Genomic DNA, 15365 nt, shown 5'->3' on the forward strand with positions numbered 1-15365 from the left:
CGTTGCCACCTCAGAGCGGCGCTTATATCAGGAGATGCATTCATGAAGTCAGGCAGCAAAAAACTCAACTCAGGCTGGACGCAGGCATGCGTCGCATTGCCCTTGGCCGCCGTGCTGGCCGCTTGCGGCGGCGGTGGCAGCACCGACGGCGCCACGTCCACCACGTATAACCCGGGCAGCGTCTACCAGGTAGGCACGACCTCGTTCGACCCGGACCTGCCGGCAGAACCAACCCTGCCGAAGGACACGCAGGTGTGCGCCACCCTGGAAGCGTCGAGCAACCTGGTGCGCCGCCCGGACGGCTCGCTGCCGCCGGAAGCCGATCCGTCGAAGCCGGGCGTGGGCGTGGCGGTCACCACCGCCACCGCCAATCCGGACCAGGCCCGCATCCAGGCCGCGCTGGACGCCTGCGGCGCCGCCGTCGATGCGGAAGTGGGCGCGAAGATCGCCGCCGCCGATGCCGCCTCCACGGCCGCGCAAAAGACGGCCAACGTCAAGAACGTGAATATCGCCGGCGTGTCGGGCGAAGAACTGGCCAAGCCCGAATACCGCGGCAGCAAGTTCGCCGTGCGTCTGGTGGTCAACAGCTCCGGCGTGGGCGATGGCTTCATCAGCGGTCCATTGACCCTGCCATCGGGCGTCACCCTGTGGATCGACAAGGGCGTGACCCTGTATGCGTCGCGCGACGTCACCACCTATTCGCCGAATCCGGCCGGCCCGTACTGCGGCAACACGGCCGTCAGCTCCAGCAAGGCTGGCAGCTCGGGCAACTGCTCGGCGCTGATCAACGGCTCCAACCTGGTCAACTCGGCCGTCATGGGCGACGGCTCCATCGACAGCCGCGCCTATGCGGAAATCGTCACCACCAACAAGCTGTATCCGCTGATGAAGGTCGACATGACCTGCTCGAACACCTACGCCATGTATGCCACGGGCAAGCAGGCCGCCGACGGCGTGTCGTGCGATAACGGCGGCACCATCGTCGACTCGAAATCGTCGGCGCGCAACATGAGCTGGTGGGACCTGGCCTTCCTGGGCAACATGGTGCAGAACGGCGTGACGGGCACGGGCTCGCAGTCGAACTTCCGCATGATGGTGTTCAACTATGCGAAAAACCTGACCTTGTACCGCATCTCGCTCAATAACAGCGCCAACTTCCACGTCGTGCCGAGCGGCGTCGATGGCTTGACGGTATGGGGCGTGAAGGTGCAGACGCCGACCCTGGCGGCTTTCGCCAACCCGGCCGGCAACGGCAACCCGCTGTATAACGGCGAGACCTACAACGCGGACAACGTCAAGAACACGGACGCGTTCGATCCGGGCGCCGCCGGCAAGGCCATTTCCGGCAAGCTGGCCACGGGCAGCAAGACCACCTCGACGGGCGCCATGTCGTTCGACGGCTATCTGAAGAACTTTGTCTTCGCGTATAACTTCGTCAGCACGGGCGACGATGACGTGGCCCTGAAGGGCAGCGCCAACCCGTCGCCGGTCGGTTCGGGCCTGTTCGCCATCGACGGCAAGCGCGACGTGCGCTCGGACCGCAAGCACGGCATCGTCATCGCGCATAACCACATCTACTGGGGCCATGGCATTTCCGTCGGCAGCGAAACGAATGCGGGCGTGACCAACGTCGAGGTGTATGACAACTCGTTCACGCATTCCGAGGAAGGTTTGCGCATCAAGTCCGACTATGCGCGCGGCGGCGAAGTGAGCAACGTCCACTACCGCAATATCTGCATCCGCGATGCGCAGAATGCGCTGTTGTTTACCACCTACTACAGCACCAAGGCATTGCCGACGGCAGGTCCCCTGTACCCGAACTTCCACGACATCACCCTCGATAACGTGCGCATCCTGGGCAATACGGCCATCAAGCTGCAGGGCTTCAAGGCCAATACGGGGGGCTTCGACAATCCGCAGTATCCTCTGGTCATGACCCTGAATAATGTGGTGACGGATACGCCGAACGCCACGACGATGACTTCGTCGGATGCCAACCTGACGATCAAGGGTACCAACCTGCCGATCTTCGCCAATGCGGCCGAGCGCGTGACGGTCAACGGCACGGCGACGCAGGCGGTCGATGTGGAAAAAGTGGTCGATTGCAGCAAGGCCTTTGTCGACTTCCCGGCCATCGGCCAGTCGAACCTGTTCGGTTCGACCTGGGACAAGAAGTAAGCCTGCGACGCAGGCCTGGGTAGCACGGAAGTAGCGCGCGCCGCGCCGGCCATCTTTCGGGATGCCGGCGCGGCGCCGCTCTGAATCGATGGAAAATCGGGAGGAAACCGCAATGCAAGCACCACAAACCGTTTTCGTCATCGGCGAATGCATGATCGAATTGCAGCGCGCGGAGCAGCAGCAGGAGCAAAAGCCGGCCATGGCCTACCGCTTTGGCGGCGATACCCTGAACGCGGCCGTGTACATGGCGCGCCAGCTCGACGCGGGCCGGCACGCGGTGGCGTACGTGACGGCGCTGGGCAGCGACAGCCTGTCCGACGACATGTGCGCCAGCTGGCAGGACGAGGGTATCGATACGCGCTGCGTGCAGCGCCTGGCCGACAAGCTGCCAGGCATGTACCTGATCGAGAACGATGCGCAGGGCGAGCGCCGCTTTCACTACTGGCGCAGCGATTCGGCCGCGCGCCACTGGCTGCGCGGGCCGCAGGCGCCGGCCATCCTGCAGCAGCTGGCCGGCGCGCGCCACGTGTATTTGTCCGGCATCAGCCTGGCCATCCTGCCGCCGGCCGACCGGGAACTGCTGCTGGCGACGCTGGCGCAGTGCCAGGCGCAGGGCGGACAGATCATCTTCGACAATAACTACCGTCCGCGCCTGTGGGAAAGCGCCGATGCGGCTGCCTCGGCCTACCATCGCGTATTGAGCCTGGCGTCGCTGGCCCTGCTGACGCTGGATGACGAAGACGCCTTGTATGGCCCGGCCGACGTGGCGCAGGTGCTGGCGCGCACCGGCGCGCTGGGCGTGCCCGAGATCGTGCTCAAGCGGGGCGCGCAGCCCTGCATCGTCAGTTTCCACGGCGTCGTGGAAGAGGTCGCGGCCCAGCCGGTGGCGAACGTGGTGGACACCACGGCGGCCGGCGACTCGTTCGGCGCAGCCTATGTGGCGGCGCGGCTGGCAGGGCAAGCGCCAGCCATGGCGGCGGCGTCGGGACACCGTCTCGCCGCCTGCGTGATCGGCCGGCGCGGCGCCATCATCGCGCGCACGGAAATGCCTGCCGGATGAGCGCAGACCCTGTATCATCGATTACACTGTTTTTTCCTGTTTAACTTTGCCGTTTCGCTACAATAAGTCTATGAATCTGACGTCTTCTCTTCCTCCTGCCGATGGCGAAACCGGTGTCAGCGCCGCGCGCCGCGTGTATGGATTGCTGCGCCAGCGTATCGTCGACATGAGCATGCTGCCGGGAACGCGCATCGTGGAAAAGGAACTGGCCGATGAACTGGGCACCAGCCGCACGCCCGTGCATGAAGCCGTGCAGCGCCTGGCGGAGGAAGGCTTGATCGAAGTGCTGCCGCGCGTGGGCACTTTTGTCGCGCGCATCCCGCTCGATTCGCTGGAAGAAGCCATGCTGGTGCGCTGCGCCCTGGAGACGGCCATCATCGAAAAGGCCACGGAAAGGGCGACGCCGGAAGGCATCGCCAGCCTGCGCGCCATCCTGGCGGCCCAGGCCCAGTGCATCGAACGCAACGACATCCGCGGGTTTCACCGCACCGACGAGAACTTCCACGCGGCCCTGGCCGAGCTGTCCGGCTATCCGGGCGTGTGGCCCATGATCCTGCAGGCAAAGACGCAGATGGACCGCTATCGCCAGCTGACCTTGCCCCTGGCAGGACGCATGAGCGATGTCATGGCCGAGCACAGTGACGTGGTGGAAGCGGTCGCCTCGGGCGATCCGCAGCACGCCGTCGCCGCCATGCGCAGCCATCTCGATCACGTGCTGCCGGTGCTGGAAATCACCCGCAAACTGCGGCCTGAATATTTCATGCCGCATCTCGCCGTCAAACCCAAACGCTAGCGTCCCTGCGCGCTCCATCGCCTGTCCACCGGCCGCTGTCAGCGGGCCGGCAGGGCTAGCCACGCCTGTCGTGGCCGATGGCGCGCAGCCATGCACAGCGAATGCTCCAAAGGATACCCATGAAAGTTTCTCACCGCCTGATTCTGCTGGTTGGCGCCGCCCTGCTCGGCATGGCCCTGCTGGGCGCCTACAGCCTGCGCAATCTGTACCAGGCCATGCGGCATGACCGCGAGGCGCAGATCGTCAACATGCTCAAGATGGGCGAACACCTGGCCGCCCACTATCACGCGGAAGAACTGGCCGGCCGCCTGACGCGCGAACAGGCGCAGACGGCCGCCAGGCAGGCATTGACCCAGCTTAATAATGACGGCAAAAGCTATTACTGGGCGCGCCTGCCGAACGGCTTGAACCTGGTGCACCCGAATCCGAAGAATATCGGCGTGATCGCCGAAGGCGAAACCATGGATGGCCGGCCCGATTCGCAGGCGTATGTCGAGGCGCTGGCCAGCAGCGAAGTAGGTCTCGTCTCCGTCAAGAGCAAGCGCGACGGGCAGCTGGTGGCCAAGCTCAATGGCATCATCGCCTTCAAGCCCTGGGGCTGGTGGATAGGCACGGGTTTTTTCAATGACGATATCGAGAACGCATTCTGGCAAGCGGCCATGCAGTTCCTGTGGTTTTTCCTGGCCGCCCTGGCCGTGATGTCGGTGCTGGGCTGGCAAGTGATCCGCAGCGTGCTGGGCGCCCTGGGCGGCGAGCCGGCCTACGCGGGCGACGTCACGCGGCGCATCGCCGGGCGCGACCTGTCCGCCCCCGTGGCGCTGCGGGCGGGCGACAAGGCCAGCCTGCTGCACAGCATCGCGCGCATGCAGCAGGACCTGGCCGGCACCGTGCGCCAGATCCGCGGCAACGCCTCGGCCATCGCCACGGCGTCGCAGGAAATCGCCAACGGCAACCTGGACCTGTCGGCGCGTACGGAGGCGCAAGCCAGCTCGCTCGAGCAGACGGCGGCCTCGATGGAGGAACTGACGGGCACCGTCAGCCAGAATGCGGGCAATGCGCAGCAAGCCAGCGTGCTGGCGGGCGATGCCGCGCAGCTGGCGCGCCAGGGCGGCGCCGTGGTGGCGCGCATGGTCGACACCATGGGCGCCATCCGCCAGTCGTCAAACCAGATCGCCGACATCACGGGCGTCATCGATGGCATCGCCTTCCAGACGAATATCCTGGCCCTGAATGCGGCTGTGGAAGCGGCGCGCGCGGGCGAGCAGGGACGCGGCTTTGCCGTGGTGGCTGGCGAGGTACGCAGCCTGGCGCAGCGCGCGGCCGGCGCGGCGAAGGAAATCAAGGCGTTGATCGGCGTCTCGGTGACGCAGGTGGAGGCGGGCGGCGAACTGGCCGGGCAGGCGGGCGACGCGATGCGGCACGTGGTCGAGAGCATCGCCAGGGTGACGGCCTTCATGCACGACATCAGCACGGCCACGCACGAGCAAAGCGAGGGCATCGCGCAGGTCAACCAGGCCATCATCAGCATGGATGACGTGACCCAGCAAAATGCGGCCCTGGTGGAGCAGGCTGCCGCCGCCGCCCAGGCCATGCAGGAACAGGCGCATCAGCTGTCGGAACTGGTCAGCCTGTTCAAGCTGGAACGGTGAATCAGGCTGCCCGGTACGCCTGCGCTTCCACGGGCTGGCCCTGGGCGTCGAAGCGCAGCGCCACGGACAGTTGCGTCACGCCGATGGTGGCCAGCGCGTCGCAGATGTCGTCGACTTCGTCCTGCAGGTCGGCCGCCAGGTCCAGCGGCTTGTCTGCGCTGTGCAGCAGTTCGCCGCCCGCCGTCGTGACGTTGACGCGCAACAGCATTTCGCCGAGCTCGTCGGCAGGACCGACGACCACCGAGACATCCGCTGCCGCCACATTGTTTTCTGCCAGCGCATGGTTGATGCCCGACATCATCTGCAGCATCGCATACTCGTTCAATCCTTGTTCCTTGCCACCGTGGAACAGGTCCTGGTACAGGAAGCTCACTTCCAGGGCGTTGCCGGCCGGCGCCAGGCAGCGCTTGACGAGCTCGGCCACTTCCGTCGTCCACTGCTGGTAGCGGGCCATGCGCGCGTCGAACCAGGCGTCGAGCGCCGCTTCGTCCTTCGGTTCCGCGTAGAACGGATCGTCCACGCGCTTGAGGGCAAAGCCCAGCAGGAAGCGCAGTTCGACGGCCGTGTCCTGCGGGCCGAAGGCCGTTTCGCTCCAGCCCACGATGCTGCTTTCCAGGCCCGGCGTGGCGACGATTTTCTTGTCCGTCATCGAAGCGTAGGCATCGCGCACCATCTCGTGCAGGTGGCTGTAGGTGATGCGGTCGATTTCATCGAGGTCGTAGGCATGGCTCATCAGGACCACCTTGGCCTTGGCGCTTTCCAGCTGGGATTGTTGAAAACTCTTCACCAGCGCTTCGAATGCGTCCTGGTCCTGGAAGCTGTCCGCTTGCTTGAGGCCGCCCGTGCTTTGCACCAGCAGGGGCACGACAAAGGCGTTGATTTCCATGGACGGCGCATTGTCGCGGCGGATCACGGAAATGGACGCGGCTTCCTCGATATGGCTGCGCAAATACTGGTAGGCGCCCACGTCCTCGTATTTGGCGCGCTCGATGGCGTCGTACAGGATTTCATCTTTCTTTTGATTCAAGGCCTTGCGGATCAGGCGGCCGAACTCGACGGCTTGCTCGGCCAGCACCGTGCCCTGCGATTCGCTGTCTTCCTGCTCCGCCAGGTTCAGGGCCATCGTGCACAGCATGCGCGTGACGGATTCATCCTTGTCTTCAGGCGTGTTGGCGGATTTACGGGGGACAGGGCGCTTATTTTTGGGCATGGCGATCAACAGGTTAAGAAATACGGGTCAGGCAAACGGAAACGGGCGCCAGGGCTCATGCCAGGCGCCGGGACAGATCATACAGGCGGACGCGGCCGCCCGATACATCAATGGTCGGTATCGAACATCTCGTGCAATTCGTCGAGCAGGTCGGCCGCTTCTTCCTGCGACAGGCCGAGATGCTGGCAGGCAAGTTCGCCGCCTTTATCCCACTCCAGCGAGGTACTGTTGCCATGGTAGCGCTGAATGCCCTTTTCGGCCAGCAGCGACAGGGCGACGAGCGAGCGGATGGCGTCGTCCGTGGACGGGTCCGCCAGTACCGAGTAGTCGTGGTGGTGCAAGATCGCCCAGGAGACATCGGAGGACAGGCCCCAGTTGCGCGCCAGCAAGCAGCCGATGGCCGCGTGGTTGGTCTGGTGGCGCGCGTCTTCCAGGCTGGTGAAGCAATTGTGTGCATCGTTGGCCGCCGCCGCGTATGTGTTGACGTAGTCGGGGAAGCGGTTCATCAGCAGGGGCACGCCGATATCGCAGAACAGGCCGAAGGTGTGGGCGATGTCGGGCGGGGCGATGCGCAGCTTGCGCGAGGTAAATACCAGGGCGCGCGCGCGCTTGGCCGACACATCCCAGAAGTTGGTCAGTTCCACGCCTTCCGCTTCCAGCGCCTGGCGTGCCAGCAAGCCCGTCATCATGGCGCTGCACTGGTTGATGCCGAGAAAATTGATGCCTTGCTCGACGGACTTGGCCTTGCGCGCGGCGCCATAGAACGGCGAGTTGGCCAATTTCAGCAGGGCGCCGGACATGCCCACATCGTCGGCGATGATGCGCGCGATGCGGCGCGGCGACGGATCGTCTTCGGCCAGTTCGCGCTGCAGGTCGACCAGCAGGCTGGGACGCGGCGGGATGCGGATGGAACGCATCAAGGCGTCAACCGGATCTTCCTGCTCTACCTGCTTTTGCGCTGCCGCTCTCATCATCACGCTTTCATCATCATTTTTGTGCCCGCTGGTTATTCTGTCGCGCGCTGCCGCTGCCCGCTTCATGAGCGTCTGGCGCAGTGCCCGACGATTATCGCTGTTTATGCATGGCAATAGTTCATCTCTGCAATATATTCTGGAAAAAATCCCCGTTCTGGCCTGGTCCAGCCCCGATTTTCGTCATTTTACGACGCTATCCATCATGGTTTCCGTGATGAAAATATCAAGTTTTATTTGTTTTCAAGGCAAGGGAGGGCGTGCGGCGCGAAGCGCGGCAGTACAATTGCCGGATGAAAAAAATCCTGGCAGGCATCGATTTTGCGGACGATTCCAGCAGCGTGGCGCGCCAGCTGATCGGCGTGACCGTGCTGGTCGACGGCGTGGGCGGGCGTATCGTGGAAACGGAAGCGTATGACCGGCTGGACCCCGCTTCGCACACGTATGGGGGCGTGACGCCGCGCAACGCCGTCATGTTCGGCCCGCCTGCGCACGCCTATGTCTACCGCTCGTACGGCATGCACTGGTGCCTGAACTTTGTGTGCCGCGAAGCGGGGCATGGCGCAGGCGTGCTGATTCGCGCCATCGAGCCGCTGGCGGGACTCGATGCCATGCGGGAGCGGCGTGGCGTCGAGGGGGAACGGCTGCTGTGCTCGGGACCGGGCAAGCTGTGCCAGGCGCTGGGCGTCAGCCACCTGCACAACCGGCTGGCACGTGATGCGCCGCCATTCCAGTTGCTGGCCCGCGAGGAAGAGGTCACGGTGCACGCGGGACCGCGCATCGGCATTTCCAGGGCGATGGAAACGCCGTGGCGCTTCGTGCTGGCCGGCTCGCCCTATCTGAGTAAACCGTTGCGGGCACCCGCCGTCTAGCTGCGTCGGCGCCGCGATGCATCGTTGGCGCCAGGCCGGCCGGGCATGCCGCGCAGCGGGCTGTGCAGCGCCCTCCGGTCGCTGCCTTCTCCCCTGGCGGGGCTGGCCGGATGCTGGAATGCCTCGTCTTCGGCATGGCCGGCCGGCGTAGCAGGGGGCTCGTCCAGGGTGAACACGGCCACGGCCGCCGACAATTTGACGGCCTGGTCCTGCAAACTGGCCGCTGCCGCGGCTGCCTGTTCCACCAGGGCTGCATTTTGCTGGGTGACGTCATCCATTTGCGTGACGGCCTGATTCACTTCCGTGATGCCCGAGGCTTGCTCCGCGCTGGCCTCTTTCACGCGCTGGATGATTTCATTGACTTGCTGCACCGAGGCCACGATGGCGCCCATGCTGTCGCCCGCTTGCTGCACGGCCACGCTGCCCCCGTCGATGGTGGTGACCGAGGTGGCGATCAGGGTCTTGATTTCCTTGGCCGCCTGCGCCGAGCGTTGTGCCAGGGTGCGCACTTCGGAAGCGACCACGGCAAAGCCGCGGCCTTGCTCGCCTGCGCGTGCCGCCTCCACTGCCGCATTCAGCGCGAGGATATTGGTCTGGAAGGAAATGCCGTCGATCACGCCGATAATATCCACGATCTGGCGCGAATTGGCCCGTATCGTCGCCATCGTCGTCACCGCCTGCTGCATCGACGCGCCGCCTTGCACAGCCAGGGTGGACGCTTGCCCCGCCAGCTCGCAGGCCAGCTGGGCGTTGTCGGCATTGTCATTGACGGCTTGCGTCAGCGCTTCCATGGCGCTCGACGTTTCTTCCAGCGAACTGGCTTGCATTTCCGTGCGCGCCGATAAATCGAGGTTGCCGGTGGCAATTTCACGCGAGGCCGTGTCGATCGATTGCACGGCGCCCATGATGGTGCGCAAGGTCTGGTTCAGGTTGGCGATGGTCTGATCCAGCACGCGCGACGTGTCGGCGATCTCGTCATTGCCCTGCTTGGGCGCGCCCGCCATCAGCTTGCCCGCCGCCAAGTCTTGCACGGCGTCGGCGATGCCGCGGATTTCCACCAGCATGGCGCGCCGCACCAGCATGGTCACCACGATGGAGACGAGGATCGAGAGCAGGACCGTCAGCAGCAGGCTCCAGCACAGGCTGCGGAACTCGGCGCTGGCCGTCGCATGGGCCTCGCTGCCGAGGGTCGTTTCCAGCGCCGACAGTTGCGCCAGCTGCGTATTGAACTGGCCGAATTGCGTTTCTGCCTTGAGCATGGAATTGGTGGCGATCGACTGGTCCATCTGCGCCATTTCCATGGTTTCCAGCACGGCCTTGCGGTAGCCGGCCAGGGCCGCGATGGCCGCATCGACCAAGGTGCGTTCGGCGCCCGTGGCCGTGGCGCGCAAGGTGGCCAGCTGGGTGCCGATGGCCGCATGGCGCGCCTTGATTTGCTGCTCCAATGTATCGATGCGGGCCTTGGCGAAGCTGCCATTCGTCCACGACAGCAACTGGTACATATTGCCGTGCACATGCTTGGCGTCGCCGGCCACGTCGGATGCCGCCTTCAGATGCGCGATGCGTACCTGCACCATGTTTTCCAGCGAGGCATTTTGCCGCACCATGCCATACCAGGCACCGGTCGAGCTGAGTATCAGCAGCAGCAAGACCAAGGCGGGCGCCAGCAATAATTTCGGTCCTATGCGTAATCGATTGAGCATGCTTGACTCCCGGCTATGGCTGTTCAAACGGCAGGCGGCACAGGGGCAGGCGTGGGGGCGCCGCGCACTGCATGCGCATGCGCCGCCCCTGCCTTATTTCTTGTAGATCCCCGCTTCCAGCACTACATCGTTGACGCGCAGGATGTAGGTGGTCTTCGGCTCGATCTTGCCAGTGGTGGGATTCTTGTACTGGTAATCGACCCAGCCCTTGCCCTGCTTTTGCGCCAGCTCAATGATTTCACGGCGATATTTCTTGCCATTGGCGTCGGGCACATCCGTCAAATCCTTGCCCACGATGGAAGGATTGATGGGGTGGGCCAGCACGATGCCCGTCTTGATGTCGCGCATGTCCACGTATAGCGAGCCCTGCACGAAATCCGGGTCTTTCGCCGTGATTTTTTTCATCATTTCTTCCTTGCCATGCGCCTTCATGAAGGCGGCGCCCCGTTCCGCCATGGCGATGGCGTCTTTTTCCGTTGGTTCGACGGCGGCATGGACGCTGCCGACGGCAAATGCCAGGCACAGCAGGCTACCCGTGAATAAGCGTTTCATGAAAGCTCCTTGTGATATCGAGGGATGTGTTGCCAAGTCGTAATTTACGTCGCCGAGGTCCCCCTCAAATTGCGATGGCACAAACTAAGGTGTTGCTTGTCGGCAGCCTGCAACGTATCGACCGCTTGTTGATGTGTAGCAATTTGGTTCCGCACAGCAAGAACTATGATGACTTTCACAGCATGCCGGGTTGGCATGGCAGTGGCATAAACAGGCTGAATTGGCCGATATAGGGCTGATTTCATGGAAATTACCGCTATTTATTGGCAAGGAGCCGACCGTGGCCGCACGCATTCCCGAGCCGTTTTCACCGAAGTTCAAGCCGTACACGCGGCATACCATTCAACAGGCGCGGCAGTGGGAATGGCTGCCGGAAGAGCAGCGCGAAGCCGTGCAAGTGGTCTCGCACGTCTTGCCATTCCGCACCAATGAATATGTGCTCGACCAGTTGATCGACTGGAACAATATCCCTGACGATCCCATCTACCGCCTCGTCTTTCCCCACCGCGACATGCTGCCGCCCGAGCAGTACGCGCACTTGCGCGAGCTGGTGCTGGTGCAGCGCGACAAGGCCGCCATCGATGCCTATGTGCATGGTATCCGCCTGGGCATGAATCCCCATCCGGCCGGACAGATGACGCATAACGTGCCCAGAGTCAACGATACGGCCGTGCGCGGCGTGCAGCACAAATATGCGCAAACGGTGCTGTTTTTCCCCAGCGCAGGGCAGACCTGCCACGCGTATTGCACTTTCTGTTTCCGCTGGCCCCAGTTCGTGGGCATGGACGACATGAAGTTCGATGCGCGCGAGTCGCATGAGCTGGTTGCCTACCTGAAATTACATCGGGAAGTGACGGATGTGCTGATCACGGGCGGCGACCCGATGATCATGAACACGCGGCAACTGGCCGCCTACCTGGAGCCGCTGCTGGCGCCTGGCCTGGAACACATCCAGAACATCCGCATCGGCACCAAGGCGGTGGCGTATTGGCCGCAGCGCTTTGTGTCGGACCGCGACGCGGATGATTTGCTGCGCCTGTTCGAGCGCATCGTCAAGGCGGGCAAGAACCTGGCCGTGATGGGCCATTACAGCCATGCCGTCGAGTTGCGCCAGGATATCGCGCAGCAAGCCGTCAAGCGCATCGTCTCCACGGGCGCCACCTTGCGCATGCAGGGGCCGCTGATCCGCCACATCAATGAAGACCCGGCAAGCTGGGCCGAGCTGTGGCAGACGGGCACGCGCCTGGGGGCGATTCCGTATTACATGTTTGTCGAGCGGGACACGGGTCCGCGCAGCTATTTTGAGTTGCCCCTGGTGAAGGCGCACGAAATCTTCCAGGCCGCTTACCAGATGGTGTCCGGCCTGTCGCGCACGGTGCGGGGGCCGTCCATGAGCGCGTTTCCCGGCAAGATCGTCATCGATGGCATCGTCACCGTGAATGGCGAGAAACTGTTTGCCCTGCAATTTTTGCAGGCGCGCAACCCGGACTGGGTGCGCCGGCCGTTTTATGCCAAGTTCGATGCGGAAGCGACATGGATCGACGATTTGAAGCCGGCCTTTGGCCACGACAAGTTTTTCTTTGAAACGGATGAGCCAGTGCCGCAGGTGCCGCATAAAATCATCCGCCTGGCGCAGGCCGCCTGAGCATGCACGGTGCCGGCGGCTCTTCCCGTTCCGGCGCGGCCGTGTTTTGCCTGGTGTTCCTGCCGTTCGCGCTGGGGCATTACCTGTCGTGCCTGTTGCGGGGCGTGAATGCCGTGCTGACGGCCGAGCTGCTGGGCGCCATCGCCCTGACGCCAGCGCAGCTGGGCTTGCTGACCAGCGCCTTCTTTCTCGCCTTTGCACTGGTGCAATTGCCGGTTGGCATGGCGCTGGACCGTTACGGCCCCCGCACGGTGCAACTGTGGCTGCTGGCGCTGGCGGCCCTGGGCGTGTGGCTGTTCAGCCGGGGCCACAGCTTTGCCGGGCTGATGTGGGCGCGCGCCCTGATGGGAGCGGGCCTGGGCGGCTGTTTCATGGCGGCCGTGAAAGCGAGCTCGTGCGCCATCGCGCCGTCGCGCCTGCCTTCCGTGCACGGCTACCTGATCGCCGTGGGCGGTCTGGGCGCGGCCACGGCCACCATGCCCGTCAAGCTGGCCCTGCATTACACGGACTGGCGCGGCGTGTTCCTGGGCCTGGCGCTGGCGGCGCTGGCCATCGGCTTGCTGATCCGCCTGCTGTCGCCGGCCATGCCCGCGCCCGCCGCTGCGGGGAACAAGGTCAGTGTCTGGAGCGTGTACCGGGACCCCGGTTTTCGCCGCACCATCGCGCTGATCCTGCTGCCGCACACGGTGTTCTTTGGCGTGCAGGGCCTGTGGGTGGGACGCTGGCTGGCCGACGTGGGGGGCTTGTCCGACGACAGCGTCGCGTACTTGTTGTATCTGGGCATGGCGGCCGTCATCTTCGGCGCCATCGGCATGGGCATGCTGACGGAGTGGGCAGGGCGGCGTGCGATCGAACCCATGCAAGTGGCGGGCGCCGGCATCGCCCTGTTTGTCGCCGTGCAAGTGGCAATGGCATGCAACGTGCTGCCGAGCCTGCCCTTGCTGTCCGTACTGTTTACCCTGCTGGGCACGGTGACGGGCCTCGAGTATGCGATCGTCGCGCAAAGCATGCCGGCCAGCCTGACGGGCAGGGCCGCCACCAGCCTCAACCTGCTCATTTTCACGGGCGCCTTCCTGGTGCAGGCGGGCTTTGGCCTGATCCTCGGATGCTGGCCCCTGAACAGCCTGCAACAGTATCCGCCCCAGGCTTACCAGGTGGCATTTGGCGTGCTGGCGGCCTTGCAACTGCCGGGACTTGCGATGTTTTTCATTCACCGCTACAGGCGTGCCGGACCATCCGGTAAAATGGCAGCCTGCACAGCGGCAATGATCAACTCCAAGGAAGACTATGAAACTCGTTCGTTATGGACGTCCAGGCAAGGAAAAACCGGGCCTGATCGATGAAGAAGGCAAACTGCGCGACCTGTCCGGCGTGATCGCCGATATTGACGGTGCGCAACTGTCCGACAAGGCCCTGCGCAAGCTGGCCAAGCTCGATGAAAAGACGCTGCCCCTGGTGCGCGGCAACCCGCGCTTCGGCGTGCCGCTGGCGAAAGTCGGCAAGTTCATCGGCATTGGCCTCAATTACGCGGATCATGCGGCCGAGGCCGGCATGGCTATCCCGGCCGAACCCATCGTCTTCATGAAGGCCATTACTTGCCTGAATGGCCCGGACGACAATGTCGTGCTGCCGAAAGGCTCGAAAAAGACGGATTGGGAAGTGGAGCTGGGCGTCGTCATCGGCACGCGCGCCCAGTACGTGAGCGAAGAGGACGCGCTGAAATACGTGGCCGGCTACTGCGTCGTCAACGATATCTCCGAGCGCTCGTTCCAGCTGGAGCGGGGCGGCCAATGGGACAAGGGCAAGGGCTGCGACACCTTCGGCCCCGTCGGCCCATGGCTGGTGACGCGCGATGAAGTCATCGACGAGCAGGATCTGGATCTGTACCTGGAAGTCAATGGCAAGCGCATGCAGACCGGCAATACGCAAACCATGATTTTCACGGTGGCGCAGATCGTCAGCTACCTGTCGCAATTCATGACCCTGGAACCGGGCGACATTATCGCCACGGGCACGCCGCCGGGCGTGGGCCAGGGCCGCAAGCCGCAGCGCTTCCTGAAAAAAGGCGACAGCCTGCGCCTGGGAATCGCCGGCCTGGGCGAGCAGCAGCAGGACGTGGTCGCCTGGACTGCCTGATGGCCGGTAGCGATATCGACCGCTTGCCGCCGCTGCCGCTGGACCAGCTCGACGCCCAGCAGCGGGCCGCCGCGCAAGCCATCATCGATGGGCCGCGCGGCGCCCTGTACGGCCCCTTCGTGCCGCTGATCCGCAGCCCCGAGCTGATGGAAACGGCGCAGCGCATGGGCGAGTACCTGCGCTACCGCAGCGCCATCGGCACGCGCTTGTCGGAGCTGGCGATCCTGGTGACGGCGCGCCAGTGGGACCAGCAGGTCGAGTGGGCCATCCACGCGCCGCTGGCCGTGCAGAACGGCATTGCGCAGGCGGCCGTGGACGCCATTGCCGCGCGGCGCGCACCGCTGGCCCTGAAAGACGACGAGCAAGCCGTGCATGATTTCTGCATCGAGCTGCAGCAGCACAAGCGCGTCAGCGATGCCACGTACGCGCGCGCGCTGGCCCTGTTCGGCGAGCATGGCGTGGTCGACTTGATGGGCATCAATGGCTATTACACCTTCCTGGCCATGGTCATGAACGGCGCGCAGACGGCCGTGCCGACCTTGGGCGTGCCGCCCATGCCTGCCTGATTAGAGGAGTTCTTCGGGCAAAGATGGACA

13 protein-coding genes are annotated in these 15365 nt (G+C 64.0%); 9 read left to right on the forward strand and 4 right to left on the reverse strand.

What is annotated here, in order from left to right:
- Positions 1-42 precede the first annotated feature (42 nt).
- From VPH41_RS01665 to VPH41_RS01680, 4 genes are all read left to right on the forward strand, one after another.
- Positions 43-2178, forward strand: coding sequence for a glycoside hydrolase family 28 protein (locus VPH41_RS01665; RefSeq protein WP_328568754.1), 2136 nt, complete (start codon positions 43-45; stop codon positions 2176-2178).
- Positions 2179-2290: 112 nt separating this feature from the next.
- A complete protein-coding gene (locus VPH41_RS01670; protein WP_328568755.1) occupies positions 2291-3238 on the forward strand; it encodes a sugar kinase in 948 nt (315 codons plus the stop codon).
- Positions 3239-3308: 70 nt separating this feature from the next.
- On the forward strand, positions 3309-4031 hold the full coding sequence (locus VPH41_RS01675; protein WP_328568756.1) for a GntR family transcriptional regulator: 723 nt from the start codon (positions 3309-3311) through the stop codon (positions 4029-4031).
- A 119-nt stretch (positions 4032-4150) separates the two neighbouring features.
- The gene (locus tag VPH41_RS01680) at positions 4151-5680 is read left to right on the forward strand and encodes a methyl-accepting chemotaxis protein (RefSeq protein ID WP_328568757.1); all 1530 of its coding nucleotides are present in this window, start codon (positions 4151-4153) and stop codon (positions 5678-5680) included.
- A 1-nt stretch (position 5681) separates the two neighbouring features.
- Here the strand turns inward: VPH41_RS01680 and VPH41_RS01685 are convergent, their stop codons facing one another.
- Positions 5682-6890: a hypothetical protein gene (locus VPH41_RS01685; protein WP_328568758.1), complete on the reverse strand. Its 1209-nt coding sequence runs from the start codon at positions 6888-6890 to the stop codon at positions 5682-5684.
- Between the two features lie 107 nt (positions 6891-6997).
- The gene (locus tag VPH41_RS01690) at positions 6998-7864 is read right to left on the reverse strand and encodes an HDOD domain-containing protein (RefSeq protein ID WP_328568759.1); all 867 of its coding nucleotides are present in this window, start codon (positions 7862-7864) and stop codon (positions 6998-7000) included.
- Positions 7865-8154: 290 nt separating this feature from the next.
- Between VPH41_RS01690 and VPH41_RS01695 the strand changes: the two genes are divergently transcribed.
- Positions 8155-8733 carry a DNA-3-methyladenine glycosylase gene (locus VPH41_RS01695; protein ID WP_328568760.1) on the forward strand — a complete coding sequence of 193 codons (579 nt, stop codon included), beginning with the start codon at positions 8155-8157 and terminating at the stop codon, positions 8731-8733.
- Here VPH41_RS01695 and VPH41_RS01700 read toward each other — a convergent pair.
- Together VPH41_RS01700 and VPH41_RS01705 are read right to left on the reverse strand one after the other, a co-directional pair.
- A complete protein-coding gene (locus VPH41_RS01700; RefSeq protein ID WP_328568761.1) occupies positions 8730-10436 on the reverse strand; it encodes a methyl-accepting chemotaxis protein in 1707 nt (568 codons plus the stop codon). The two genes, VPH41_RS01695 and VPH41_RS01700, sit on opposite strands and share 4 nt — an antisense overlap.
- 93 nt (positions 10437-10529) lie before the next feature.
- The gene (locus tag VPH41_RS01705; RefSeq protein WP_328568762.1) at positions 10530-10988 is read right to left on the reverse strand and encodes a cache domain-containing protein; all 459 of its coding nucleotides are present in this window, start codon (positions 10986-10988) and stop codon (positions 10530-10532) included.
- A 280-nt stretch (positions 10989-11268) separates the two neighbouring features.
- Between VPH41_RS01705 and VPH41_RS01710 the strand changes: the two genes are divergently transcribed.
- The 4 genes from VPH41_RS01710 to VPH41_RS01725 are packed head-to-tail and all read left to right on the forward strand — an operon-like array spanning position 11269 to position 15335.
- Positions 11269-12633 (forward strand): KamA family radical SAM protein, encoded by a 1365-nt coding sequence (locus tag VPH41_RS01710; RefSeq protein WP_328568763.1) that lies wholly within the window; start codon positions 11269-11271, stop codon positions 12631-12633.
- A gap of 2 nt (positions 12634-12635) precedes the next feature.
- The gene (locus tag VPH41_RS01715) at positions 12636-13976 is read left to right on the forward strand and encodes an MFS transporter (RefSeq protein WP_328568764.1); all 1341 of its coding nucleotides are present in this window, start codon (positions 12636-12638) and stop codon (positions 13974-13976) included.
- Positions 13921-14769: a fumarylacetoacetate hydrolase family protein gene (locus tag VPH41_RS01720; protein ID WP_152282859.1), complete on the forward strand. Its 849-nt coding sequence runs from the start codon at positions 13921-13923 to the stop codon at positions 14767-14769. Before VPH41_RS01715 ends, VPH41_RS01720 begins: the two co-directional genes overlap by 56 nt.
- On the forward strand, positions 14769-15335 hold the full coding sequence (locus VPH41_RS01725) for a carboxymuconolactone decarboxylase family protein (RefSeq protein WP_328568765.1): 567 nt from the start codon (positions 14769-14771) through the stop codon (positions 15333-15335). The genes VPH41_RS01720 and VPH41_RS01725 overlap by 1 nt, the downstream gene beginning before the upstream one ends.
- Positions 15336-15365 lie beyond the last annotated feature (30 nt).

This window comes from Janthinobacterium sp. P210006 (genome assembly GCF_036231885.1).
GTDB classification, from domain to species: Bacteria; Pseudomonadota; Gammaproteobacteria; order Burkholderiales; family Burkholderiaceae_D; genus Janthinobacterium; species Janthinobacterium violaceinigrum.